This window comes from Chryseobacterium sp. IT-36CA2, from assembly GCF_949767875.1.
Taxonomy (GTDB): domain Bacteria; phylum Bacteroidota; class Bacteroidia; order Flavobacteriales; family Weeksellaceae; genus Chryseobacterium.
Map to the genome: position 1 here is coordinate 507,739 of NZ_CATKPG010000021.1, position 21,702 is coordinate 529,440.

Genomic DNA, 21,702 nt, shown 5'->3' on the forward strand with positions numbered 1-21,702 from the left:
GGATTTTTATTTTGTTCAAATTTAATTTTATTATAATTTTCATTTTTAAGTAATCTTTCTTTGTATTCTCAATATTTTAATACATTTGTTATAAAACATATCTCAGATGAATTTCGAGCAGATCAATTTACACCTTGAAGCCTATAAAGAACATGATCAGATTCTGGATGCAGCAAAATACCTGATCCACTCTTTTGATCTTGAGCATGAAAACTTTGCAGGATTCGGATTTAGGCAGGAGCTATCCCCCACTTCAATGCTTCTTACAGCAGAAGGTGATCTGGGAGGTCCGCAAACAGTAATGATCCCTAGAAATTTATTTGATTTTGATCTGAATCTTGTTCTGAACATGGTTGCCCACGAAATGCTCCATGTAAGACAAAAAGCCCCCGGTCAGGTAATTGAAGACAAAAATGAAAGAGAATTTCAGGCGTATTATGAAATGCTTTTTCATAAAGTCTTTCCACAGATTCCTGAGGTTTCGGATTTTCATAAAAAATTCTTTGGCGGTAAAGCATTGGAATATTACAAAAGAATGGGTGAAGGTTCAGCGCTCCAACAAAAATATGCAGAACAGAAAACAGAAGTAGAACATTTAATTAACGAATTACCATGACAGTAAAACCAGACATCACCTGGGCAGATTTTGAGAAAATAGACATCAGATGCGGAACCATTATCTCTGTGAATGATTTCGAAAAAGCAAGAAACCCATCTTACCAGCTGGAGATCGATTTTGGAGATCTGGGAATCAGAAAATCATCTGCACAAATTACCTCTCTTTATGAAAAAGAAGAACTGGTAGGGAAACAGATTTTAGCCGTTGTTAATTTTCCTAAAAAGCAGATTGCCAATTTCTTCAGTGAATGTCTTGTACTGGGATTATACGGTGAAGACAAAAAGGATGTTACGCTTTTAGCCCCTTCATTACCCACAAAAAATGGAATGCAAGTAGGATAGACACCCAATAAAACACAATATGATACAGAACATACCTTTAGAAAAAGTTTTATTCCTTGATATTGAGACCGTTCCGCAGGCAGGTTCATGGGACGATTTATCCGAAACCGACCAGCATCTGTGGGATAAAAAAACAAAATTTCAGCGTAAAGAAGATATATCCCCAGAAGATTTTTATGACAGAGCCGGTATTATGGCTGAGTTTGGAAAAATCATCTGTATCACCATCGGAATGGTTGAAAAGAATGAAACATTAAAAATAAAAAGCTTTTCCGGGCACGATGAAAAGAAAATGCTTCAGGAATTTGGAGAAATCTTCAACAGCCCAAGGCTTTATAATGTGATTCTTTGTGCACATAACGGAAAGGAATTTGATTTTCCTTGGATTGCAAGAAGGTATCTTATCAATGGAATGCAGCCCCCGGCACCGTTTCAAATGTTTGGAAAAAAACCCTGGGAGATTCCTCACATAGATACCATGGAACTCTGGAAGTTCGGGGATTATAAGAGTTTTGTATCCTTAGAATTGCTTGCCCATGTCTTTGGAATTCCTACTCCAAAAGATGATATTGACGGCTCAATGGTTTCATCAATTTACTACATAGAGAAAGACTTGCAGAGAATTGTTGACTATTGTGAAAAAGATGTCTTAACTTTGGCAAATATTTTCCGGCGTATGCGTCAGGAAGATTTGTTGAAAAGGAATATCAATCTAGATTAAAAAATGAAATTTACAGACGATCAAATTGCTGACATTGGTGAGGAAATCATTGGTGTGTTAAAAACCGTATATGACCCTGAAATTCCGGTAGATATCTATGAATTAGGGCTTATTTACGATGTCCAGATCTCCGATGATGCTGACGTAAAAATTATAATGACACTTACTACTCCCAACTGTCCTGTGGCAGAAACCCTTCCTCAGGAAGTAAAAGATAAAGTGGCTGAAGTAGAGAATGTAAAAAGTGTAGATTTAGAGCTTACTTTCGAACCAAGCTGGAATAAGGATATGATGAGCGAAGAAGCTAAGTTTGAGCTGGGAATGCTTTAATTTATAGTCTTAACAATATAAAACCCCAAAAGAATTCTTTTGGGGTTTTTGTTTTTAAATATCTTTTGCTATTTCCTTTCCTTCTCTTCTGCTCCACTCACTCCAAGAGCCTACATACAGATCCGGAATGGGAAATCCAGCATAGTCCAAAGCTAGAATAGTATGACAAGCAGTGACCCCCGATCCACAGTGAATAATCAGATGTTCAGGTTTGTTTTCTAATAACTGCTTATATTTTTCTTTTAAAATTTCAGGACTCAAAAAATTTCCACTTTCATCAAGATTTTCAGAAAAAGGAATATTGATCGCTCCCGGAATATGTCCAGCTACCAAATCAATAGGTTCAGATTCACCTTTATAACGATAAGCATCTCTCACATCAACAACCGTAGAAGAACCGTTTTCCAATTCATTTTCAACAACTTCCAGACTTGAAACCGGAAGAAGCCATTGCTCTTTTTTGAGTAAAGAAGCTTTATCAAATGTTTCATCTCCGGAAGAAAATTCTAACCCTGCTTTTTCGGCAGCCTGCATGCCGCCATCGAGAATCTGAACTTTTTCAAATCCAAAAGATCTTAGCATCCACCAAGCACGCGCCGCAGCGTTTGAAGCATTTTTATCATCATATACAACAATATGAGCTCCCTCTGAAATTCCAAGAGTAGAAAGTGTTTCCGCAAACCTTTCTACAGAAGGAAGCGGATGTCTGCCTCCAAAAGCAGCGTCTTCTCCTATCTCAGCAAGATCATTATCCAGATCAATAAACCTTGCTCCGCTAATATGCTTTTCAAGGTAATTCTTCTTTACGTCTTTTCCGGTTCTTGCATCAAGAATAACAAGATTTTTTGTTGGAATATTTTTGAGTTCGGATGGTGAGATAATTGGAGACATTTTTGTTGATTTTGGGTTAATTTAAGTATGTTTTGGCTAAAGCCAACTCTATTTCAATATAGTAAAGCGGGCTAAAGCCCGCTCCTATTGATTATTTTATTCTTCACTCCTATTTAAAAATGAAAAATATCCTTCGCTTTGTTATAAGAACTTTCAAAATTCAGAAGGTTCAGTTTATGTTCTGCTTTTTCAACACTCATGAAGTTGATGACCTGCTCTGTAGGCATATTTCCCACAAGATCATCCTTAGCCATAGGACATCCTCCGATTCCTTTGATAGCACTGTCAAATCTTCTACAGCCTTTATCGTAAGCCGCTTTTAATTTCGAATAGGAATCTTCATAACGGTTATGAAAATGTCCTCCGAAGTTGATCTCTGGATATTTTGAAGGTATTTTTTCAAACAAAAGAGCAATCGTTTCCGGAGTTGCAACACCGGTTGTATCAGATAATAAAATATCTTTCACTCCGATGTCAGAGAATCTTTGTGCCCACTGGTCAACATCTTCCCACTTCCACATTTCACCGTATGGATTTCCAAAGGCCATGGAGAAATAAATATTAAGCTGTTTGCCTTCACTCTTTACCAGTTCAAGCATTTTAATGATTTCATCAAAAGCTTCTTCCTGGCTTTTATTCGTATTTCTATGCTGAAAAGTTTCGGAAATAGAAAACGGGAAACCCAGAATATCTACCGACTGGTGTTTCAACGCTTTTTCTGCACCTCTGTAATTACCAATGATGGCAGAAACTTTAGTCTTGGATCGTGATTTGTCGATATTTTCGGCCACCTCATCAGAATCAGCCATCTGCGGAATCGCTTTTGGAGAAACAAAACTCAGGCAATCCAATACATCAAAGCCAACATCCATCAAGGAGTTGATATAATCTATTTTTTTATCGGTAGGGATAAATTCTCCCCATCCCTGCATAGCATCTCTAGGACATTCGGTAAGAAACATTGTTACTTTTTGATTTTCTCAAATATAATAAAACTAAACTACTTAGTATACTGTACATACAAAGCTAACACTATTTTGATTTTCAAAGATTTATATCTGATTAATAATTTCAATAACTGATATTAAATCGCAAATAACGTATTCTCAGCATCAAATTTGCTAACTTTGTTAAAATTTATGATATCTGATGAGTACAATAGAATTCAACCCATTGTGGAAAGAAAAGTTACTGAACCGTTTTCTTAGCTATGTAAAAATATATTCTACCAGCGATGCAGAAAGTGAAACGACACCTTCTACTCCGCGTCAGTGGGATATTGCCAACTTTATTACTGAAGAACTGAAGACCATCGGTCTTGAGGATGTTTCAATAGACAGCAACGGTTATATTATGGGTTATGTTCCTTCTAACCTTGAAAACAATGACAGACCTACGATCGGGTTTATTTCACATTATGATACTTCACCGGATTTCAGTGGAGAAAATGTAAAGCCTCAGGTTTGGGAAAATTATGACGGAAATGATCTTCTGTTGAACCAGGCTACAGGATTCACTTTATCTCCTTCAAGATTTGAAAGTTTAAAAAAATATATCGGTCAGACGTTAATTACCACTGATGGAACAACTCTTCTTGGTGCTGATGACAAAGCAGGCTGTGCAGAAATTGTAACTGCTGCGGAATATCTTATTGCTCATCCTGAAATCAAGCATGGAAGAATTGCTATAGGATTTACTCCGGATGAAGAAATCGGAAGAGGTGCTCACAAGTTTGATGTTGCTAAATTTGGTGCAGAATGGGCTTATACTATGGACGGTGGAGAAGTTGGAGAATTGGAATATGAAAACTTTAATGCTGCCGGAGCGGTTGTAAAGATCCACGGACTAAGTGTTCACCCGGGTTATGCTTACGGAAAAATGATCAACGCTGCTCTTTTAGCTGCGGAATTTGCTCAAATGCTTCCTGCCAACGAAACTCCTTCAACAACAAAAGGTTTTGATGGGTTTTACCACCTAATGGACATTACAGCTGATATCTCTGAAGCAAAACTTCAATACATTATCCGTGATCATGATGCAGATAAATTCGAAGCCAGAAAGAAATTCATGGAAGGAAAAGTAGCAGAATTCAATCAAAAACATGGTGAAGGAACTGCTGAAGTGGAAATCAAAGAGCAGTACAGAAATATGAAGCAGCAATTTGAAGGTAAAATGCATATTGTAGACCTTGCTGCAAAAGCAATGACTGAAGCGGGTATAGAGCCTAAAATCAAAGCCATCAGAGGTGGGACAGATGGCGCACAGCTTTCTTACATGGGACTTCCGTGCCCGAATATCTTCGCTGGAGGAATCAATTTCCACGGACCTTACGAATATGTAGCTCTGGAAAGCATGGAGAAAGCAACTGAAGTAATTATTAATATTGTAAAAGCTTAATAAATCATGAAAAAGGTCTTAGCATCAGCATTCATTTTCACTTTTATTTTTGGCAGCGCCCAGGTTTCTGAATTTCAGAGGGCAGATTCCCGCTATGAGAGAAAGAAAACGGCTCTGTATAACAAATATCCTAAGCCTAATGATTTAAGAACGAAAAAAGAATGGCTTTTGACAGAGGATAAAATTGCAGCCTACAAGGATGCTTTAGATAAGGCTTCTGTTGATGACAAAAAAATGATCACAGCCAATCCCCCTGTAAAAACAAAAGTTACTAAAGAAGCGGAATATGACAAGGGTAAAGCTGCTTTCCAAAAGCAATTATCCGAAGCTGTCAATCTTGATTTTTTAAGTTTTTATTCGGACTCTTATAAAGTAACAATGACTTTTGTGGTGGATTCTAAAGGAAACGCTCTTGATCCTAACGTAAAAGGAAGTAATGAGGATGTAAATGCCTTCATTGAAGCTGCTTTTTACCGAATCCGAGAGAAAGGAAAATGGAAACCCGCAGAAGACAAGGGAAAACCTGTATCTTCTACTGTTTCTCTCCCTTTAACATTCGTTTTTAAGAAATAATATCAAAAACCCACTTTTATTTAAAGCGGGTTTTTCTTTTTCATATTTGAATAATGTTACTGAAAATCATTATGTTATTGACAGTAATTTAATGCAATTCTTTTGTAGGCCTTAGATAATTCTTCTAAATTAGAGAGAAACTTAAAATCACTGCTTATGAGAATGAAATCTAACCACTTCAAAATCAACAGAAAATTTTATTTTTCTTTTCTTCTTTCAATTTTCTGTTTGTTTCTTTTAATGTCTTGTTCTCAGGATGATCCCGCGGATACTCCTGTTGAAAAGCCCGCAGAGTCTGTTCAAATGAAGACTTTGGGAAATTTGACTTTACAAAAAAATGTTATTATTCTGAATGATGAATCGGTAAATGCCATTTCTGCTCATAACGAAGGACAGATTACATTTAGCCGTATGACTCCGCAAACAGACAGTATTTCGGCGGGAACTGTTATTGTGGGTACTAAAGTAGAAGGCGATCAGGTGAGCACAATCCTTTCAAAAGTGAGCTCGGTTTCTAAAGCGAATAACCAGTTCACCGTACAAACATCCAGTGCGAAGCTCGAAGAGTTTATTTATAGCGGAACATTAAGCGGAATGTATGATCCTTCAGACAAAGCTCCCGTTAGTATCAATGGAAAAATGGTGAATTATGTTCCCGTAGAAGGGATGGTTTCCCAGGAAATCAATAATAAAATATTTTCCATTGAAGCAAGGAATCTGCAAAAGCAAAAAATAGTTGCTTTCAACCGTTTTAATTTTGATAAGACCTTTTCATTTCCTTTGTCTTCCGCTGGAACATCAAGTGTCAATGTAAAAGGTGGGTTTAGTCCAAAAATTGATTACAATATTACATTCTCGTGGGGGCATTTGTCTGATTTTTATGTCAATTTCATCATGGATGATATTCAGCTTCAGAGTACTGCCACTATTGTAGGAAGTCTTGGCTACACCGCAAGTACTACAGACTATCTGAATATTCCTATAGTACCTATTGTTTTAGGACCTACCGGGCTGATCTTAAGCCCTACCATTTCTGCAGGGCCATTTCTTGGAGTACAGGCAACAGGAAAGGTTCAGGGACAGCTTTTGGACCTTGAAGGAAATGCCAACTTTTTGGTAAGTAAAACTCCAGCGATTAATATCAATCTGCAAAAGAAATCCGATCCTGCGATTACCAGTGTGGAAGGAAATCTATCTGCTGAGGCAGGTTTAGAGGCCAAAGGAGCCGTAGGACTGATGTTTATTTCTATTCCTATTGCCAATTCCGGGTTAAGGGGAAGAGCTTCTGCCCTTTCGTCTTTGGGACTCACATTTATTCCTGAAAGAAAAGGGGTATTTTCTGTAAAAGGCAAAATACAGGCAGATATGTTTTATGGTTTTGGAATTTCTCCTCTAAGATATGAAGGAACCTTCCCTCTTTTCAAAAAAGAATATATGCTGTATCAGAAGGATTTCAATTTCTAAGACACAACTTTCTATCTATCATAAGATGGCCACTCTCGTAGTGGCTTTCTTTGTATAACAGCCCTGCATACAATTCATTTACAATTCATTAGTTATTTTTATTATATTTACAAGGACGTACAATTTTAAACTATAACATTTAATACCAAATTATCATGAAAACAATGAAAAAACTTTTGAGAAAAGACTTATCCACCATTCTGGGCAGCGGTCCTGGAGGCTGCCATATGGGAGGCAACTCTTATAATTGTCAGGACGACTGCCAATGCGCCTGGGGATATGCGTGTGAAATGTATGAAGACGGAAATCCGGGACAATGCATCGCTGTAGGAGGCGGTGGAAATCCTGGCGGAGGTGGTGGCGGATGTAATCCTCCTTCTATCTGTGAAGAACAACCTTATTAGTAATAGAAAACCGGGAGTAGTAATACTTCCGGTTTTATTTTTCACTCAAAAACAGATCTTTGTCAAAGTATTTCTGCCATTCATCAAATAAAATTTCATTCCATTCTTCATAGTTGTTGTTTTGCATCAGATTTTAAACAACAATTAAATTATGAAGCAGCAATTTTTCGCTCTAAGTGCATTGTTATTATGCATTTTCTGCAGTATAGAAACCAAAGCACAGCAGACTCCTGCTTTTCACATTGGGGTAAAGGGAGGGGCCAACTTTACAAAAACCTCAACGGAATCTTCACTGGAAGGAAAATATGGTTTGGGATATCAGGCAGGGGTAATGACAAGAATGGATATCGGAAAACTGTATGTACAGGGAGAAGCTTTGTTCAACAAAAGGAAAACATCATTCGAGTCCCAAGACGGAAACTCTTCAAAACTTTCCTGGAACGCTATTGATATTCCTGTGGTAGTAGGATATAAACTGATTAAAGCTGATGATTTCAATGTAAGAATATTTGCAGGAGGAGTTTACAGCTATGCTTTCAACAATAATTTGTCGACTTCTCAGGCTCTACAGGAAGGATTTAAAAAGTTTGACAAATCCAATATTGGAGTTACAGGAGGTCTAGGATTAGATTATAAAAACTTCACGGTAGACCTGAGGTATGAGACCGGCCTTACAAGCATTAGTAAAGAATTTAAGTCTAAACCCCATAGTTTTTCCCTCGGAATAGGCTATTTCCTGTTCTAAAAAACTTAAATTATCTTTACCTGTTAGAAACTGTTTTCCCTACAGTTTCTAATTTTTTTATTAATCTATTTCCCGTTCCATGACAAAATCTTTTGTTTTAAAAGAATACATATTTACGTTTATCTTCTGGTTTGTTCTCGCTATTGTACTCTGGTGTAATTTTCAGATCACAACAGAGAAGTATCTTGCTATGATTCAAACTGTTATTGTTACGGTTTCTTCTTTTACTTTCACTCATTTTTTGACCAATAAGCTTCTTCCGAAAGCTTTGCGTGAAAAAAAGATGAAAAGGTTTCTGGTACAGGTTGTGATGGTTATTTTCATATTGAGCCTCATCTTCGCGGTAATTTTCACTTATCTTGAAGTTGCTCCAAAAGAAGAGCTTCCAAAAAGCTTTTCAGGTCAGCTTCCTTTTTTATGGAAAGGCTTTTATATGTCTTTACCTGCTTCATTTCTGATCAACGGAGCAGCATGTGGTATCAAATTTTATAAAGAACACGGAAGAATAGAGCGTGACCATATTCTCCTTCAGCAGGCTCACCTGGAGAATCAGCTTAAACTCTTACAGGATCAGATCAATCCTCATGTGGTATTCAATATTCTGAACCACATCCATATTCTGATGAAAACAGACACACAACTCGCTGATTATCTACTGCTTAAATTTTCGGATATTTTACGCTATCAGCTTTACCATTGTAATGAAAATCTGGTTTTCCTCAATAAAGATATAGAGCATATACAAAATCTTGTAGAAGTTGAAAAACTAAGATGGGGCAATGAACTGGATGTAAGGGTAACCTGGGAAATGACCAATAAAAAACTTTTCATAGCTCCTCTCCTTTTGGTCACTTTTATTGAGAATGCTTTTAAGTATGTTTGCAGGCTCCCAGGGCATAAAGGATATGTTGAAATTTCCTGTAAAGAAGAAAATAATACCCTTTATTTCTGTGTTGAAAATTCCTATTCTGACAGAGCAATTCATAAAAAGAAGAAGGGTACTGGAGGAATTGGCCTTCAAAATGTACAAAAACGACTAAAACTTCAATATCCGGATTCTCACGATCTAAAGATTGAAACGAACAATAATATTTTTAAAGTAACTTTAATTTTAAAATTATCTGATCATAATGAGCAGTAATATCCCTAAAATGAAATGCCTGATTATAGATGACGAGCCTCTGGCAAGATTCCATCTTAAAGAACTGGCGGATCAGATTGATTTTTTATCCGTTGAAGGTACTTGTGCCACAGCTTTGGAGGCAGATACTATAGTAAAGGAGAACGAAATAGACCTCCTCTTTTTGGATATTAATATGCCTTATCTTACGGGGTTGGAATTTTTGGAACAGCTGGAAAATCCTCCTTTATGCATTCTTACAACGGCTTATTCTGAATATGCTTTGGAAGGATTTCGCCTTCAGGTAGTGGATTATCTATTAAAACCTATTGCTTTTAACCGTTTTTATCAGGCTGTAAATAAGGCACAACAACAGTTTATTATCAGTGAAAAATTAAAAAACAATACAACTCTGGATGACCCTTTCCTCTATGTAAGACAGTCTGATACCTTCATTAAAATTTCGTGGGTAGATATTCTTTATATTGAAAGTATGCAGAACTACACCAAGCTTCATTTTAAAGATAAATCATTGATTATCCATCAGACGATGAAAGCTATTGAGGAATCGCTTCCTTCGGATCATTTTTTCAGGATTCACAAATCTTACCTCATCAATATTACTCATATTGATATGATTTCCGGAGGACGTCTTTTTATTAATAAAATTGAGCTTCCCATATCACGTACAAGAAAAGAAGAGCTGCTTAATCAAGTAGTTTACAAAAAGTTAATAAGCAAGTAATGGGTAAAGAGAAACCGGAAGCTGGAGGTTATCAAATCCCCTGCCTCCGGTATTTTTTATGGCAGATTCCAACGCAGGGATACTGCAGCATAGAATGTGCTTGAAAATCTAGGATCTGCTATTTTCTTGTCCCTGAAAATACTTTTGATCTTCCGGTCATTTTCACTGAAGCTTCTCAGTAAAGCCGTTCCTCCTGTGAGACGTAAGGTAAGCCTGTCATTGATTTTTATCTCCGGTCTGAATCCTGCTGTAATCTGCTGATAACCAAGCAACATAGATTTCCCATCCTTATTTCGTTCTACCGTCATTCCGCTTAGGTTGACCACAGCTTTTAAAGCAAATTTGTCTGAAAACAGATATCCGGCTTCCATTCCTTCCGGAAAATTAATATTGAATTTAATCTTTCCGTTCGTTTTCCAGTCGAAATAAATCCAGGGTAAAATCATAGGAACTCCAAAGGCCGTAGTAAGCACCGGACCTCCACCTAATGAAATATTAGGATTAAAGTGCCTGATAAATAAAATTCCGCCCTGCCCCAATACGTCATCAAAACTTACTTTTTCAAGGTCTGTATACACTCCTACCGATGCCGTCATCATCATACTCCATTTTTTGCCTAAGGGCCTCATATGCTGTATTCCGACCTGAGCATTTAGCATCTGATCAGGAAATAACTGAGTTTCATAATTTTTGTGGGTCATCTTTGCATAAGATCCGCTCAGCAGCATAGACCACGATCTTACTTTCCCATCGGTATCTTTTTTTACGGATAGCGGAATGCTGAGATTCAGATCTACTCTTTTAAAATCACTTTTAGAATTCGTCTTTGTACTGTCTTCAGGCCGAATGTAGTTGGATGCAGGAATATACTCGGTTTTAAGCTCTGCGGAGAGCCCTGACTGTGCGTTCACACAGTATCCTAATGGCAATATACAGCATAAAGCTGTCGAAAGGGTTCTTTTCATATTTTAAATTTGATGCAAAGAGAACCCTTTGACTATTTTTTACAAAAATTACTTGATTAAGTGTCCGGATTGTATGACAACAGGATCAAATAAGAGGATTAGTTCCCCGGTTGAGCAACTATTGAAGGAGTTGCTTTTTGAGTTTTAAAAATACGATATCCGAACCATACCGCGATTAAAGCCAGTGCAGAACGTGTTACCACCATCGGAATGATAGAATCAGCTTCCAGGAAACCTATCAGTCCAGAAATTAAAAAGGTTACCATCAACTGCATAAATCCTAGAAGTGCTGCAGCTGTTCCTCTTCCTTCCTTAAAAGGAGATAGGGCATGCGCTGAGGTGATTGGAAACAGAATACCAATAGCCAGTAATGACAGATAAAGCATTGCAATTTCTAAAGCTACAGAAAGATTTTCAGCAGCAATAAGAATATGAAGCGTACATACTATCAGCAATACAATTGTAGCAGCAAATAGCAATGTTGAATTACTTATTCTTTTGATCAGCTTAGGGGTAATATAAGCTGCTGTTATCAATGCCAATGAGTTAAAAGCAAATATAAAACTAAATGTACTGCTCGAAAATCCATGGATCTCCATGAATAAAAACGGAGCATTAGAGATATAAATAATCAAAGATGCAAAAGCAATACTTCCCACCATAGTACTGTTGATAAAATCTTTGTTGGAAATAATCATTTTCAGCTGCTCTTTCAATCCTTTTTCATCCAGCATTTCATCTTCGGAAAGATGGATTCGGGCATTGGTTTCCGGTACATATTTGTATACCATGAAAAAAGTGATCAATCCCATGATGCATAAAAAGGCAAAGGAACTATTCCAGCCCCAGAATTTAAGAAATACACTTCCTAATAACGGAGCCACAATGGGAGCAATACCACTGATTTGTGATTGCTGTGAAAAGATGGTGACTGCTTTATGCTTATCATAGAGATCAATAATTATCGCCCTTCCGATAACAATTCCGGCACTTCCTCCGAATGCCTGCAGAAAACGCATTGTCCATAAAACATAAATATCTGAGGTAAAATAGATGGCTGTTGTTCCTATAATAAACAACAAAAGTCCGCAGTAAAGCATAGGTTTCCTTCCTTTTTTATCAGATAAAGGTCCCCATAACAGCTGTCCGAAAGCAAATCCGGCAAAAAATACAGAAATGGACACCTGAATATGCCCGATATCCGTATTAAAAATCTTCGCCATACTTGGGAAAGCGGGAAGATAAAGGTCTATACTAAGCGACTCTAACGTGTTGAGTAGTGCGAGAATAAACACTACAATATTCAAATTCTTCTTCATAAATAACAATAAGCCTTCGCAGGCGTTTTTTCCAGCTGCAAAATTGCTGTAAAAAGTATCGTTTTTCAATAAAAGAACTGAAGGAAGGATAGCACAAATTGAGGATTTTACTATCTAATCATGTCCAAATTATTTATCTAAACTGAGAAATAAAGGAACATTCTGAGGATTAGCCTTTTCCAGGTCTGAATCCATCAGGATTCTGAAGGGTATGTTTTTTAAAAAAGCGGGAAAAGTAAGAAGCATCGCTAAAACCTAATTTAAAAGCGATTTCTTTTACGGTTAAAGCGCCAAAGCTAAGCTCTCTTTTCGCTTCCAGAATAATTCTCTGGGCAATCATCTTTTTCACAGTTGTTCCTCTCAAAAGGCGCACGATATCATTAAGATGATGACTGCTGATCTTCAACTGATCTGCATAGAAAATTGTTTCTTTATGCTCTATGTAATGCTTTTCAATAAGGCCGATAAGTTCCTGAATACGCTGACGATCATTCAATAAAGGTCCCTGAGGAATAATCTGTTCTCCGATAATGATACAAAATGCTTTGAGATAAGCCTTTAAGAGTTCCGTTCTTGCTGTTGTTTTATATTCCTGCTCCATCAATGCAATAATTGTACTGCAGGTATTTTCATTTTTTGGATTTAAAAAAAAGGGAAGCTCACCTCCTGTGAGTACGGATTCTATATTGCATGCTTCGTTGAAAATCTCCCGACTTATTGCCATTGCATATCCCTCCTCGCCTTCCAGTTTCATGTTAAATGCCTGTCCCGGCGCAATGATACAGATTTGATTATTTTCAAGTTTATAGCTTTCAAAATCCAGTTCTAAACGGCTGTTTTCACACACTTCACGGAACCATATAATTTCAAAAAAATTATGCCTGTGAACATCATGAAAGTTTTCAGGGCCAGCATCACTCAGAGTACTCATCTGAAATTCTTCAGAAGTCAGATGGTGAACCGGGATTTCTTTTTCTGGTGTAATCATCACTACATTATTTGGCTATAAACAAAAACCACAGCAAAAAAAGTGCTGCGGTTTTCTTACAATATTTAAAATTAAATATAATTTTTCGATTTTATTGGTTTAAAAAAGCATCCCAACCCTGAGCGGTAAGTGCTACCAGCTGGTTAGATCCTCTTGCTACCATAAAGTTTCCTTCTTCTTTTTCTACTGCATGTCCTATAATCGTAAAATCCGGATGATTTTTAATTTTATCAAAATCATTTGCCGAAATGGTGAACAAAAGCTCATAATCTTCCCCACCGCTTAGAGCCGTCATTACCGGATTCAAATTCATTTCATCCGCTGTAGAAATCGTAAGATTATCCAACGGAACTTTCTCTTCATATAATCTGAACCCTACATTTGACTGATCTGAAAGGTGAAGGATTTCGGAAGCCAGACCGTCTGAAATATCAATCATAGAAGTTGGTTTGATATCCAATTCTTCTAAAATCTTTTTAACGTCTGTTCTTGCTTCAGGTTTCAACTGTCTTTCCAGGATATAGTCGTAGCCTTCCATTTCAGGCTGCATATTTGGATCTGCAAGAAAAACAGCATGTTCTCTTTCAAGAATCTGTAATCCCATGTATGCTCCACCCAAATCTCCCGTTACTACAAGAAGATCATTTGGTTTTGCTCCGCTTCTTTTTACGATGTTCTCTTCATTTTCAATTCCTACAGCTGTAATACTCATTACCAACCCAGAATTAGAACTTGTAGTATCTCCTCCAATCAAATCAACTTTGTATCTTCCACATGCCGCCTGAATTCCGGAATAGATTTCTTCTAAAGCTTCCACCGGAAAACGATTAGACACCGCAAGAGAAACCAAAATCTGTGTAGGCGTTGCATTCATTGCAGCAATATCGCTTAGGTTTACCACCACAGCTTTATAACCTAAATGTTTTAATGGAACATAGCCCAGATTAAAGTGTACGCCTTCTGCCAGCACATCTGTTGTAAGAATTACTTTTTTGTTATCAGGATTAATAACTGCTGCATCATCTCCTACTCCAAGCTCCGAAGATTCATTGGATAATGGAAAATGCTCTGTCAAATGCTTAATAAGACCAAATTCTCCTAATTTCGAAATGGGCGTCAGCTCCTGTGATTTATCTTCAAACATAAATTTCTGTTTATAAGTGATCATTGAGAAATGATAACTGATATATCATGAATACAGATTTTCATCGTATATCAATCATCATTCATCATTTATATATTAATCTCTGCCGGGTCAATATTGTGGGGGTGGAAAGGGAATTTTTTGAAATCCTCTCTAGATAATACCACAGTTTCCGGGCTCTTGTACTTATTCATAGCTTCCACTACATCATCTGGTGGAGTGGTCATTTTTCTAAGCATCATATCAATCCATACTCCTGTAGCTTCTGCAGTAGCACAGTGCATACCATCCGGAGTATAAAACTTGTGTACGAAACGGTAGATGGAGGAATCCTCCGCACATCCGTCTATTTCTACACTTACAATGACGATCTGATCTGCATAAATTTCTTTGAAGAAAGAATATCTTTCGTGCAGGATCACAGGGCCTATTCCCCATCTGCTCAGCTGGGTAACTCCCATTTTCTCTTTAGTCATGAAAGCCATTCTGGCTTGTGCACAATATTGTACATATGATGAATTGGCTAAGTGCTTGTTGGCATCAAGATCGCTCCATCGCACTTCAAATTTATGGTAGAAAATCATTTTGAAAATCGTTTTTGAATATTATAAAATAATAATCTTCAAAAATACTCAAATAAGATGGTTTATAAAAATTGTACTTTTGAAAAAATAATCTTCCGCATAGGATTGCATATACATGAAACAGATCATTATTATCGGAGGCGGTGCTGCAGGCTTTTTCTGTGCATCTAATCTTGACGAAAAAAAATATACAATTACGATTTTAGAACAGAACTCAGATGTTCTTCAGAAAGTTAAGATTTCTGGTGGTGGACGCTGCAATGTTACCCATGCATGCTTTGATCCAAGAGAACTGGTTCAGTTTTATCCTCGTGGAAACAAGGAATTACTCAGTGTTTTCAGCAAATTTCAGCCAGGTGACACTATGGAATGGTTTGACCAGCGTAATGTTCCGTTGAAAATTGAAAACGATAACAGAACTTTCCCTGAAAGTAATTCTTCTCAGACCATTATCAATACTTTCCTGAATGAAACTCAAAAGAAAAATGTTACGGTGCAAACAAAATGTACGGTAAAAGAGATTGAAAAACAGGAAGAAAAATATATTGTAAGAACCAATTCAGGCGATTTTGAGGCAGATTATATTGTATATACTACCGGAAGCTCTCCAAAATCATTAAAACTAGTTGAAAATTTAGGACATAAAATTGTAGATCTTGTCCCTTCCCTTTTCACCTTTAATATTAAAGATGACTTGCTGAAAGATCTTCCGGGAACAAGCTTTGAAAATGCCGGAATTTCTATTCCTAAACTAAAAACTGAAGAAAGCGGACCTTTGCTGATTACGCACTGGGGACTTTCCGGACCGGCTGTTCTTAAAATTTCGGCTTGGGAAGCGATAAGCCTCGCAAAGCTTAAATATAACTTTGAAATTGAAGTTAATTTCGTTTCCATAGAAAAGACTGAAGCAGAAGAAATTTTTAATAATTTTAAACAAAGCAATCCTAAAAAGACGATCGGACAAGCCAAAATATTTGATATTACGAACAGATTCTGGCAGAAGATTTTAGATATCTCAAAGGTTGATCTTAATAAACAGGTTGCGAATATTTCCGGAAAAGAAATGCAGAAAATCATTGAAAACCTTTGTCAAAAAAAGTTTCAGGTGACTGGAAAATCAACTTTTAAAGATGAGTTTGTAACGGCTGGAGGTGTTGATTTAAAGGAAATTAACTTTAAAAACATGTCTTCAAAATTACTTCCTAATTTCTATATTGCAGGAGAAGTTCTCAATATAGATGCTGTGACAGGCGGGTTCAATTTTCAGGCTTGCTGGAGTGAAGGGTGGCTGATTGCACAGGATCTTAACAGCTTGTAAAAAAAGCATTATTTTTATTATAAACTAAACACATGAAAAAAAATTTCGTATTCCTTCTTCTATTTTGGCTGTTTCTAGGATATAGTCAGGAAAAAACGATTGTCTCTGACTGGACATCATTCACGCAAGCTGTCAATATAGAGTATAAACAGAATTGGAACTTCCGTATAACGGCAAAAATCAGAAAAGACAATGAGGATAATGGTTCCAATTGTGGGTTATGGTGCAGAATAAATAATAAAGATGAGTCTACCAGTTTCTTTGAAAATCAATATTATGGAATCCAAGTAACCCATGAATGGAAAACCTACGAAATAAAGGGAACCATCAATCCATCTGCAAAGATTATGAATATCGGAGCTTTTGCACAAAACAACGGGGATTTTTATTTTGACGATTTTAAGTTGGAAGTCAATGATGGAAAGTCAAAAAAATGGACTGAAGTTCCGCTGGAAAATTCAGGTTTTGAAAAAGAGATTGCCTCTTCAAAGGGTTGGTTTGAAGGAATCCATTCTCAAAAAATAAAGCACGTAAAAAATTTTACCATTGAAACTTCGGATTACCAACCATTCAGTGGCAGTAAATCTTTGTTGATCAAAGGTCGTGGTATTATCGGAACAATGCCGGAAGGAAAATTTATGGATGTTAATGGCATCAAATTATACTATGAAACCTATGGAGAAGGTGAGCCGGTTCTTATGCTTCATGGCAATGGCCAGTCTATCAGTGCCTTTATGAACCAGAAGGACACCTTTGCTAAAAAATACAAAGTGATCATTATAGATTGCCGCGAAAGAGGAAGGTCTACTTATGACAAAACGAAAGAACTTACTTTTGATATTCAGACAGAGGATATTAAGCAGTTTTTAGAGAAACTGAACATTAAAAAAACAAAAATTATTGGCTGGAGTGACGGAGGGATTCTCGCACTGTCTATGGCCATGAAATACCCCGAAATGGTAGACAAAATTGCCTGTTCAGGAGCCAATATTTTTCCGGAAGGAGTCAAAGATCATGATTTAAAATCCATGAAAGAAATGCTCGTAAGCCTTACTAAAGACAATAAAGACCACAAAAATGATATCTTTATTGATCTTCTGAATCTGGATTTGAAGTATCCCCAATGGAAGTATGAGGATTTGAATAAAATTCAGTGCCCATCATTAATCATTGCTGGAGATAATGATCTTATAAAAACAGAACATACGGTAAAAATCGCAGAATCTATCCCAAAGGGACAATTAGCTATTATCCCCAATGCCAATCATTATGTTCCCGAAGAAAAACCGGAGTTATTCAATGAATTAGTAATTGATTTCTTTGAAAATAAATAACCTGAATACCATAATATAAACACATGAAAAAAATAGTAACCTTCGCTTTGTGTCTTGGTTTTGGAATCGCATTTTCACAAACCAACCAGCCAGAAACCACTTATAATACAGACAATAATACAGAAAACACAGTTACTACACCTGTTGAATATCCAGGAGGAATGACTGCCCTAAGGCAGGATATGAGTAAAATCTTTGATCTTTCCTGTATGGAGAAAGCATCTGGTACATCGAAATCATTAACATCTTTTGATGTTAATCCTGACGGAAGCATAAGTTCTATTTCAACAACAGGAAACAACCCTGCTCTGAATAAAGAAATGGATCGTGTGATGAATGCTTTAAAAAAAAGATGGAAACCCGCCACTAAAAATGGGCAAGCCATTAAATCAACATATAACGTTCCTATGACTTTTAAAAATTATTAAAATGCTATCAGTCAAAAGAAATACTGCCTTTTTCTTTAAAATCCTTTTAGTTTTAGGATTCGGGTATTTCTTTTGGCTGATGCTTAAGATTACATTAGAATATATTCCTTTTAATCCTGAAGTCAGTTTTCTGATGATCAAACAGACGGAAGTGGCTGAAAGACCAGAATATCTTGCATTTTTCTATACCCATGTTTATACAAGCATCTTTGTGCTTCTTTCCGGATTTCTTTCTTTAGTCAGAAAGGATTTTGGAGTCAAAAATTTCCATCAAAATATGGGAAAAGTATATATTTTTCTCATTCTGATCTGTGCTGCGCCTTCAGGAATTTATATGGGAGTATTTGCCAACGGCGGTATTTTATCGAAGATTTCCTTTGTCATTCTAGGTTCTTTATGGTGGTTTTCAACGTTTAAAGCGTATCAGCTGGCAAGGAAGAAAAGGTTTAAAGAACACAAGCAGTGGATGTGGCGGAGTTTCGCTTTTACTTTATCTGCTATTACCCTGAGAATGTGGAAAGTAATTATTGTATATTTATTTCATCCTAATCCGATGGATGTCTATCAGATCATTGCATGGCTGGGCTGGATTCCCAATATCCTTATTATTGAATATTTAATCACAAAAAAACATATATGAAAATTGTACATTACACCTTAATTTCTTTACTGACAGTTTCTCTGATAAGCTGTAAAAAAGAAGGAAAAAATAATGAATCAGGGAAAGATTCTCTGACTGCAAAAAAGGACTCTGTAGTAGTTCCTGAAGTTCACAAAGAATATTACGGAATTTACACCGGAGAATTTGCGGGAATGGAAAAAGTAGTTGATCAGATGGACGGCTCGGAATATGATGTGAACAACTACAAAAGAATTTCCTTAAAGATCAACAGAATCACCAAAGACAGCGTTTATGGTCAAAGTATCGTGAATGGTAATCAGCGTCCGTTCAGAGGAGTTTTCAATGAAACTGCAGCATCTTTTGTACTGGATGAACCCGGCAATGACAAAACAGACGGAAGGTTTGAAGTAAAGCTAAAAGGAGACAGCTTAACCGGAAAGTGGAATGCCTTTGATAAAACAAGTGTTAAAGCTCCTTCAAAAACACTTAAATTGACTAAAAAAGAGTTCGTTTACAACCCCAATTTCATGCTTGATAAGGATTCTGATCTGGTAGACTGGTCAAACCCTAAAGAATTTACTGAAAAATACAAAGATGAAGAAACCGGAAAAACAGAAAGCTATAAAACCTCTAAAAACCGTATTGCTTCTGAAGCCATCTTCAAACTGAATGCATCCAAACAGAAACTAACTGAAAAAGACCTTAAAAATTTAAGAAAACTGGATCTTGAGATCATCAAAAACTCTGTATTTGCAAGACATGGCTATTCTTTCAAAAAAGAAACTTACAGAAATTTCTTTGAGCAAACAGACTGGTATATCCCGGTTTCAAGCAATGTAGACAATGATCTTTCACCTATGGAAAAAGAAAATGTGGCTCTACTGAACCGTTTTACTAAATATGCAGAGGATAAATATGATAGTTTTGGGAGATAGGGAAAAGGTGTTAGGGATTAGTAGAACTTAATGTTTCATCTTTTTTCATTTTTACAATAAGATAGAGAATCATGCAGCCTACAGCGTAGCACAGATTATCAATCCATGAAAAAGAGTTTCCAATAACAATATACATCAGGCTTCCAGGACGGAAGCCTAGTTTTTCTGCAATATTGAAATACTGTGCAAACTCTATCAGAAATGAAAAAATCAGAATTCCCAGAATCAGTTTCTGATCATTTATTTTTACAAAACTTTTCACAAAAGTATAAAGAAGCATCACCACAATAACATCTCCGAGATACGCTCTTACGAAGAAAACACCACTTAATTTGGTGGCAATCAACACTTCCACCAGAAAAATAAATACGGTTAAAAGAAGATACTTCAGGCTGAATTGGAATTTCATTTCAAATTTGAGTTTAGGCATAAAAAATCAGCGTTTCAGGAACACCGATTTTATTTTTATACAGCAAATATATTATTTCTTTACTTTGATTGTGCACCCGATGGCTACAGTTTTCGTCATTTTCACTGGTTCTCCTTTTATAAGAGCATTTACCGCATCCTGAGCATAATATTCTGACACATCATTCGGGTTATCATAATTATTGTCGATAGCACCAATGTATTTTACGATATTCTTTCCATTTTCTTTTTTCAGTACGAAAACATGTGGTGTTTTTGTTGCTCCGTATTGCGGATAAATTTTCTGGCCTTCATCTACCAGGTACGGGAAAGTAAAGCCTTTCTGTTTTGCTCTTTCGATCATCTGCTGATATCCGTCTTCCGGCTGTATATTGGGATCATTTGGGTTGATGGCAATCACCGGATATCCTTGGGCTTTGTATTTTTTATCCAGTTCAATGATTCTGTCTTCGTATTTCTTGGCGTAAGGACAATGATTGCAGGTAAATACTACAATGAAACCTTTAGCGCTTTTAAAATCACTCAGGGAAACCATTTTTCCATCAATATTTTTAAGCTTAAAATCGGCAGCTTCATCCCCTACTTCATAGCCCTTTTTAGAAGAAATACTTTCTTTCTGATTTTTGTTCTTATCGTGACCTGTCGTTGTAAAGCTCAATAATCCCAGCCCAACGATGAATGCTGTCATTAAAATTTTCAGGTTTTTCATAATCGATTATTTATTGTAGGTTTTCTTTAATTGTTTTTTCTAAGTCTTCTTTACTCATTTCACCATCATTAAAATAGAATTTTGTTCCGTTTTTATAGAACAGTGTTACTGGGATATTCCCATCCCAGTCTTTTTCAAACCTCGGGATCCAGGTGTTCATTCTTTTGATATCGTCCAGCAGAAGCACCTCAGCGGTAAGATTTTTATTTTTAATGAATTTCAAAACTCTTTCTTTATCAGCCAGCCTGTCCAATGACACTAAAATCATTTTATACTTCTGATGATCTGAGTATTTAGCGTTCACTTCCATAAAATGCGGAAGCTCTTTTACACATGGACCACAGGTTGTAGACCAGAAATTGACCACAAGCAGTTTATCTTTTTCCTGTTGAATGCGTTTCTCGATATCTTCATATTTTACGACAGAAACATCATTTTGCTGGGCTTTGAAAACTGAAAAAAACAAAAGCAGGGTTGATATTTTTATTATTTTTTTCATTATTAAAACACAAATAACTATAATTTAACAATATACAAAAATAAAATTAATTCATTATGAAAACATGCTATAAATGAG

Annotated in this window: 26 protein-coding genes; 16 read left to right on the forward strand and 10 right to left on the reverse strand. The window is 36.4% G+C overall.

Going from position 1 to position 21,702, the window contains the following annotated elements; translation table 11 throughout:
* Positions 1-106 precede the first annotated feature (106 nt).
* The 4 genes from ACM6F9_RS13725 to ACM6F9_RS13740 are packed head-to-tail and all read left to right on the forward strand — an operon-like array spanning position 107 to position 2,011.
* Positions 107-616: a hypothetical protein gene (locus tag ACM6F9_RS13725; RefSeq protein WP_121486642.1), complete on the forward strand. Its 510-nt coding sequence runs from the start codon at positions 107-109 to the stop codon at positions 614-616.
* A complete protein-coding gene (locus ACM6F9_RS13730) occupies positions 613-960 on the forward strand; it encodes a tRNA-binding protein (protein ID WP_034691975.1) in 348 nt (115 codons plus the stop codon). The genes ACM6F9_RS13725 and ACM6F9_RS13730 overlap by 4 nt, the downstream gene beginning before the upstream one ends.
* Positions 961-979: 19 nt before the next feature.
* Entirely contained in the window at positions 980-1,681 is a 702-nt protein-coding gene (locus ACM6F9_RS13735; protein ID WP_414846232.1) for a 3'-5' exonuclease, read from the forward strand.
* Between the two features lie 3 nt (positions 1,682-1,684).
* A complete protein-coding gene (locus tag ACM6F9_RS13740; protein WP_034691980.1) occupies positions 1,685-2,011 on the forward strand; it encodes an SUF system Fe-S cluster assembly protein in 327 nt (108 codons plus the stop codon).
* 54 nt (positions 2,012-2,065) lie between these two features.
* Here the strand turns inward: ACM6F9_RS13740 and ACM6F9_RS13745 are convergent, their stop codons facing one another.
* Together ACM6F9_RS13745 and ACM6F9_RS13750 are read right to left on the reverse strand one after the other, a co-directional pair.
* Entirely contained in the window at positions 2,066-2,902 is an 837-nt protein-coding gene (locus tag ACM6F9_RS13745) for a sulfurtransferase (RefSeq protein ID WP_414846233.1), read from the reverse strand.
* A 113-nt stretch (positions 2,903-3,015) separates the two neighbouring features.
* A complete protein-coding gene (locus ACM6F9_RS13750; RefSeq protein WP_047422114.1) occupies positions 3,016-3,864 on the reverse strand; it encodes a hydroxymethylglutaryl-CoA lyase in 849 nt (282 codons plus the stop codon).
* A 187-nt stretch (positions 3,865-4,051) separates the two neighbouring features.
* Between ACM6F9_RS13750 and pepT the strand changes: the two genes are divergently transcribed.
* The 7 genes from pepT to ACM6F9_RS13785 all read left to right on the forward strand — a co-directional run bounded on the left by pepT (position 4,052) and on the right by ACM6F9_RS13785 (position 10,350).
* Positions 4,052-5,299, forward strand: a complete 1,248-nt coding sequence (gene pepT / locus ACM6F9_RS13755) for a peptidase T (protein WP_414846234.1) — start codon at positions 4,052-4,054, stop codon at positions 5,297-5,299.
* Positions 5,300-5,305: 6 nt separating this feature from the next.
* On the forward strand, positions 5,306-5,872 hold the full coding sequence (locus ACM6F9_RS13760; protein ID WP_414846235.1) for an energy transducer TonB: 567 nt from the start codon (positions 5,306-5,308) through the stop codon (positions 5,870-5,872).
* Positions 5,873-6,034: 162 nt separating this feature from the next.
* Positions 6,035-7,336, forward strand: a complete 1,302-nt coding sequence (locus ACM6F9_RS13765; RefSeq protein WP_414846236.1) for a hypothetical protein — start codon at positions 6,035-6,037, stop codon at positions 7,334-7,336.
* Between the two features lie 164 nt (positions 7,337-7,500).
* On the forward strand, positions 7,501-7,740 hold the full coding sequence (locus tag ACM6F9_RS13770; RefSeq protein ID WP_414846237.1) for a hypothetical protein: 240 nt from the start codon (positions 7,501-7,503) through the stop codon (positions 7,738-7,740).
* A 151-nt stretch (positions 7,741-7,891) separates the two neighbouring features.
* Positions 7,892-8,485 (forward strand): porin family protein, encoded by a 594-nt coding sequence (locus tag ACM6F9_RS13775; protein WP_414846238.1) that lies wholly within the window; start codon positions 7,892-7,894, stop codon positions 8,483-8,485.
* A gap of 79 nt (positions 8,486-8,564) precedes the next feature.
* On the forward strand, positions 8,565-9,626 hold the full coding sequence (locus tag ACM6F9_RS13780) for a sensor histidine kinase (protein WP_414846239.1): 1,062 nt from the start codon (positions 8,565-8,567) through the stop codon (positions 9,624-9,626).
* Positions 9,616-10,350, forward strand: coding sequence for a LytR/AlgR family response regulator transcription factor (locus tag ACM6F9_RS13785; RefSeq protein ID WP_414846240.1), 735 nt, complete (start codon positions 9,616-9,618; stop codon positions 10,348-10,350). The genes ACM6F9_RS13780 and ACM6F9_RS13785 overlap by 11 nt, the downstream gene beginning before the upstream one ends.
* 56 nt (positions 10,351-10,406) lie before the next feature.
* Here the strand turns inward: ACM6F9_RS13785 and ACM6F9_RS13790 are convergent, their stop codons facing one another.
* The 5 genes from ACM6F9_RS13790 to ACM6F9_RS13810 all read right to left on the reverse strand — a co-directional run bounded on the left by ACM6F9_RS13790 (position 10,407) and on the right by ACM6F9_RS13810 (position 15,350).
* Positions 10,407-11,315 carry a DUF6268 family outer membrane beta-barrel protein gene (locus ACM6F9_RS13790; RefSeq protein ID WP_414846241.1) on the reverse strand — a complete coding sequence of 303 codons (909 nt, stop codon included), beginning with the start codon at positions 11,313-11,315 and terminating at the stop codon, positions 10,407-10,409.
* 98 nt (positions 11,316-11,413) lie between these two features.
* Entirely contained in the window at positions 11,414-12,634 is a 1,221-nt protein-coding gene (locus ACM6F9_RS13795) for a multidrug effflux MFS transporter (protein WP_414846242.1), read from the reverse strand.
* A gap of 169 nt (positions 12,635-12,803) precedes the next feature.
* The gene (locus ACM6F9_RS13800; protein WP_414846243.1) at positions 12,804-13,622 is read right to left on the reverse strand and encodes a helix-turn-helix domain-containing protein; all 819 of its coding nucleotides are present in this window, start codon (positions 13,620-13,622) and stop codon (positions 12,804-12,806) included.
* A gap of 91 nt (positions 13,623-13,713) precedes the next feature.
* On the reverse strand, positions 13,714-14,766 hold the full coding sequence (gene thiL, locus ACM6F9_RS13805; protein WP_414846244.1) for a thiamine-phosphate kinase: 1,053 nt from the start codon (positions 14,764-14,766) through the stop codon (positions 13,714-13,716).
* 89 nt (positions 14,767-14,855) lie between these two features.
* Positions 14,856-15,350: an acyl-CoA thioesterase gene (locus tag ACM6F9_RS13810; RefSeq protein ID WP_105700358.1), complete on the reverse strand. Its 495-nt coding sequence runs from the start codon at positions 15,348-15,350 to the stop codon at positions 14,856-14,858.
* Between the two features lie 115 nt (positions 15,351-15,465).
* Between ACM6F9_RS13810 and ACM6F9_RS13815 the strand changes: the two genes are divergently transcribed.
* Genes ACM6F9_RS13815 through ACM6F9_RS13835 form a run of 5 tightly spaced genes read left to right on the forward strand, consistent with a single transcriptional unit; the run spans position 15,466 to position 19,987 of the window.
* Positions 15,466-16,668, forward strand: a complete 1,203-nt coding sequence (locus tag ACM6F9_RS13815) for an NAD(P)/FAD-dependent oxidoreductase (RefSeq protein WP_414846245.1) — start codon at positions 15,466-15,468, stop codon at positions 16,666-16,668.
* A gap of 32 nt (positions 16,669-16,700) precedes the next feature.
* Positions 16,701-18,002 carry an alpha/beta fold hydrolase gene (locus ACM6F9_RS13820; RefSeq protein WP_414846246.1) on the forward strand — a complete coding sequence of 434 codons (1,302 nt, stop codon included), beginning with the start codon at positions 16,701-16,703 and terminating at the stop codon, positions 18,000-18,002.
* Between the two features lie 23 nt (positions 18,003-18,025).
* Positions 18,026-18,430: an energy transducer TonB gene (locus ACM6F9_RS13825; protein WP_414846247.1), complete on the forward strand. Its 405-nt coding sequence runs from the start codon at positions 18,026-18,028 to the stop codon at positions 18,428-18,430.
* Position 18,431: 1 nt separating this feature from the next.
* A complete protein-coding gene (locus ACM6F9_RS13830) occupies positions 18,432-19,070 on the forward strand; it encodes a DUF2306 domain-containing protein (protein WP_414846248.1) in 639 nt (212 codons plus the stop codon).
* Entirely contained in the window at positions 19,067-19,987 is a 921-nt protein-coding gene (locus ACM6F9_RS13835) for a YARHG domain-containing protein (protein WP_414846249.1), read from the forward strand. Before ACM6F9_RS13830 ends, ACM6F9_RS13835 begins: the two co-directional genes overlap by 4 nt.
* A gap of 10 nt (positions 19,988-19,997) precedes the next feature.
* On the opposite strand, the gene ACM6F9_RS13840 is transcribed toward ACM6F9_RS13835, so the two are convergent.
* From ACM6F9_RS13840 to ACM6F9_RS13850, 3 genes are all read right to left on the reverse strand, one after another.
* Positions 19,998-20,396, reverse strand: coding sequence for a DUF2809 domain-containing protein (locus tag ACM6F9_RS13840; protein ID WP_414846250.1), 399 nt, complete (start codon positions 20,394-20,396; stop codon positions 19,998-20,000).
* A gap of 72 nt (positions 20,397-20,468) precedes the next feature.
* Positions 20,469-21,125 carry a thioredoxin family protein gene (locus tag ACM6F9_RS13845; RefSeq protein ID WP_414846251.1) on the reverse strand — a complete coding sequence of 219 codons (657 nt, stop codon included), beginning with the start codon at positions 21,123-21,125 and terminating at the stop codon, positions 20,469-20,471.
* 10 nt (positions 21,126-21,135) lie between these two features.
* A complete protein-coding gene (locus ACM6F9_RS13850; protein WP_414846252.1) occupies positions 21,136-21,624 on the reverse strand; it encodes a TlpA family protein disulfide reductase in 489 nt (162 codons plus the stop codon).
* Positions 21,625-21,702 lie beyond the last annotated feature (78 nt).

Bases quoted from the DNA above. Each gene is read 5' to 3' on its own strand.
- ACM6F9_RS13740 (WP_034691980.1), top strand. From the start codon at position 1,685: ATGAAATTTACAGACGATCAAATTGCTGACATTGGTGAGGAAATCATT.
- ACM6F9_RS13815 (WP_414846245.1), top strand. From the start codon at position 15,466: ATGAAACAGATCATTATTATCGGAGGCGGTGCTGCAGGCTTTTTCTGT.
- ACM6F9_RS13750 (WP_047422114.1), bottom strand. From the start codon at position 3,864: ATGTTTCTTACCGAATGTCCTAGAGATGCTATGCAGGGATGGGGAGAA.
- thiL (WP_414846244.1), bottom strand. From the start codon at position 14,766: ATGTTTGAAGATAAATCACAGGAGCTGACGCCCATTTCGAAATTAGGA.
- ACM6F9_RS13725 (WP_121486642.1), top strand. From the start codon at position 107: ATGAATTTCGAGCAGATCAATTTACACCTTGAAGCCTATAAAGAACAT.
- ACM6F9_RS13760 (WP_414846235.1), top strand. From the start codon at position 5,306: ATGAAAAAGGTCTTAGCATCAGCATTCATTTTCACTTTTATTTTTGGC.
- ACM6F9_RS13780 (WP_414846239.1), top strand. From the start codon at position 8,565: ATGACAAAATCTTTTGTTTTAAAAGAATACATATTTACGTTTATCTTC.
- ACM6F9_RS13735 (WP_414846232.1), top strand. From the start codon at position 980: ATGATACAGAACATACCTTTAGAAAAAGTTTTATTCCTTGATATTGAG.
- ACM6F9_RS13765 (WP_414846236.1), top strand. From the start codon at position 6,035: ATGAAATCTAACCACTTCAAAATCAACAGAAAATTTTATTTTTCTTTT.
- ACM6F9_RS13845 (WP_414846251.1), bottom strand. From the start codon at position 21,125: ATGAAAAACCTGAAAATTTTAATGACAGCATTCATCGTTGGGCTGGGA.
- ACM6F9_RS13840 (WP_414846250.1), bottom strand. From the start codon at position 20,396: ATGAAATTCCAATTCAGCCTGAAGTATCTTCTTTTAACCGTATTTATT.
- ACM6F9_RS13775 (WP_414846238.1), top strand. From the start codon at position 7,892: ATGAAGCAGCAATTTTTCGCTCTAAGTGCATTGTTATTATGCATTTTC.
- ACM6F9_RS13810 (WP_105700358.1), bottom strand. From the start codon at position 15,350: ATGATTTTCTACCATAAATTTGAAGTGCGATGGAGCGATCTTGATGCC.
- ACM6F9_RS13800 (WP_414846243.1), bottom strand. From the start codon at position 13,622: ATGATTACACCAGAAAAAGAAATCCCGGTTCACCATCTGACTTCTGAA.
- pepT (WP_414846234.1), top strand. From the start codon at position 4,052: ATGAGTACAATAGAATTCAACCCATTGTGGAAAGAAAAGTTACTGAAC.
- ACM6F9_RS13795 (WP_414846242.1), bottom strand. From the start codon at position 12,634: ATGAAGAAGAATTTGAATATTGTAGTGTTTATTCTCGCACTACTCAAC.
- ACM6F9_RS13745 (WP_414846233.1), bottom strand. From the start codon at position 2,902: ATGTCTCCAATTATCTCACCATCCGAACTCAAAAATATTCCAACAAAA.
- ACM6F9_RS13820 (WP_414846246.1), top strand. From the start codon at position 16,701: ATGAAAAAAAATTTCGTATTCCTTCTTCTATTTTGGCTGTTTCTAGGA.
- ACM6F9_RS13835 (WP_414846249.1), top strand. From the start codon at position 19,067: ATGAAAATTGTACATTACACCTTAATTTCTTTACTGACAGTTTCTCTG.
- ACM6F9_RS13790 (WP_414846241.1), bottom strand. From the start codon at position 11,315: ATGAAAAGAACCCTTTCGACAGCTTTATGCTGTATATTGCCATTAGGA.
- ACM6F9_RS13850 (WP_414846252.1), bottom strand. From the start codon at position 21,624: ATGAAAAAAATAATAAAAATATCAACCCTGCTTTTGTTTTTTTCAGTT.
- ACM6F9_RS13730 (WP_034691975.1), top strand. From the start codon at position 613: ATGACAGTAAAACCAGACATCACCTGGGCAGATTTTGAGAAAATAGAC.
- ACM6F9_RS13830 (WP_414846248.1), top strand. From the start codon at position 18,432: ATGCTATCAGTCAAAAGAAATACTGCCTTTTTCTTTAAAATCCTTTTA.
- ACM6F9_RS13825 (WP_414846247.1), top strand. From the start codon at position 18,026: ATGAAAAAAATAGTAACCTTCGCTTTGTGTCTTGGTTTTGGAATCGCA.
- ACM6F9_RS13785 (WP_414846240.1), top strand. From the start codon at position 9,616: ATGAGCAGTAATATCCCTAAAATGAAATGCCTGATTATAGATGACGAG.
- ACM6F9_RS13770 (WP_414846237.1), top strand. From the start codon at position 7,501: ATGAAAAAACTTTTGAGAAAAGACTTATCCACCATTCTGGGCAGCGGT.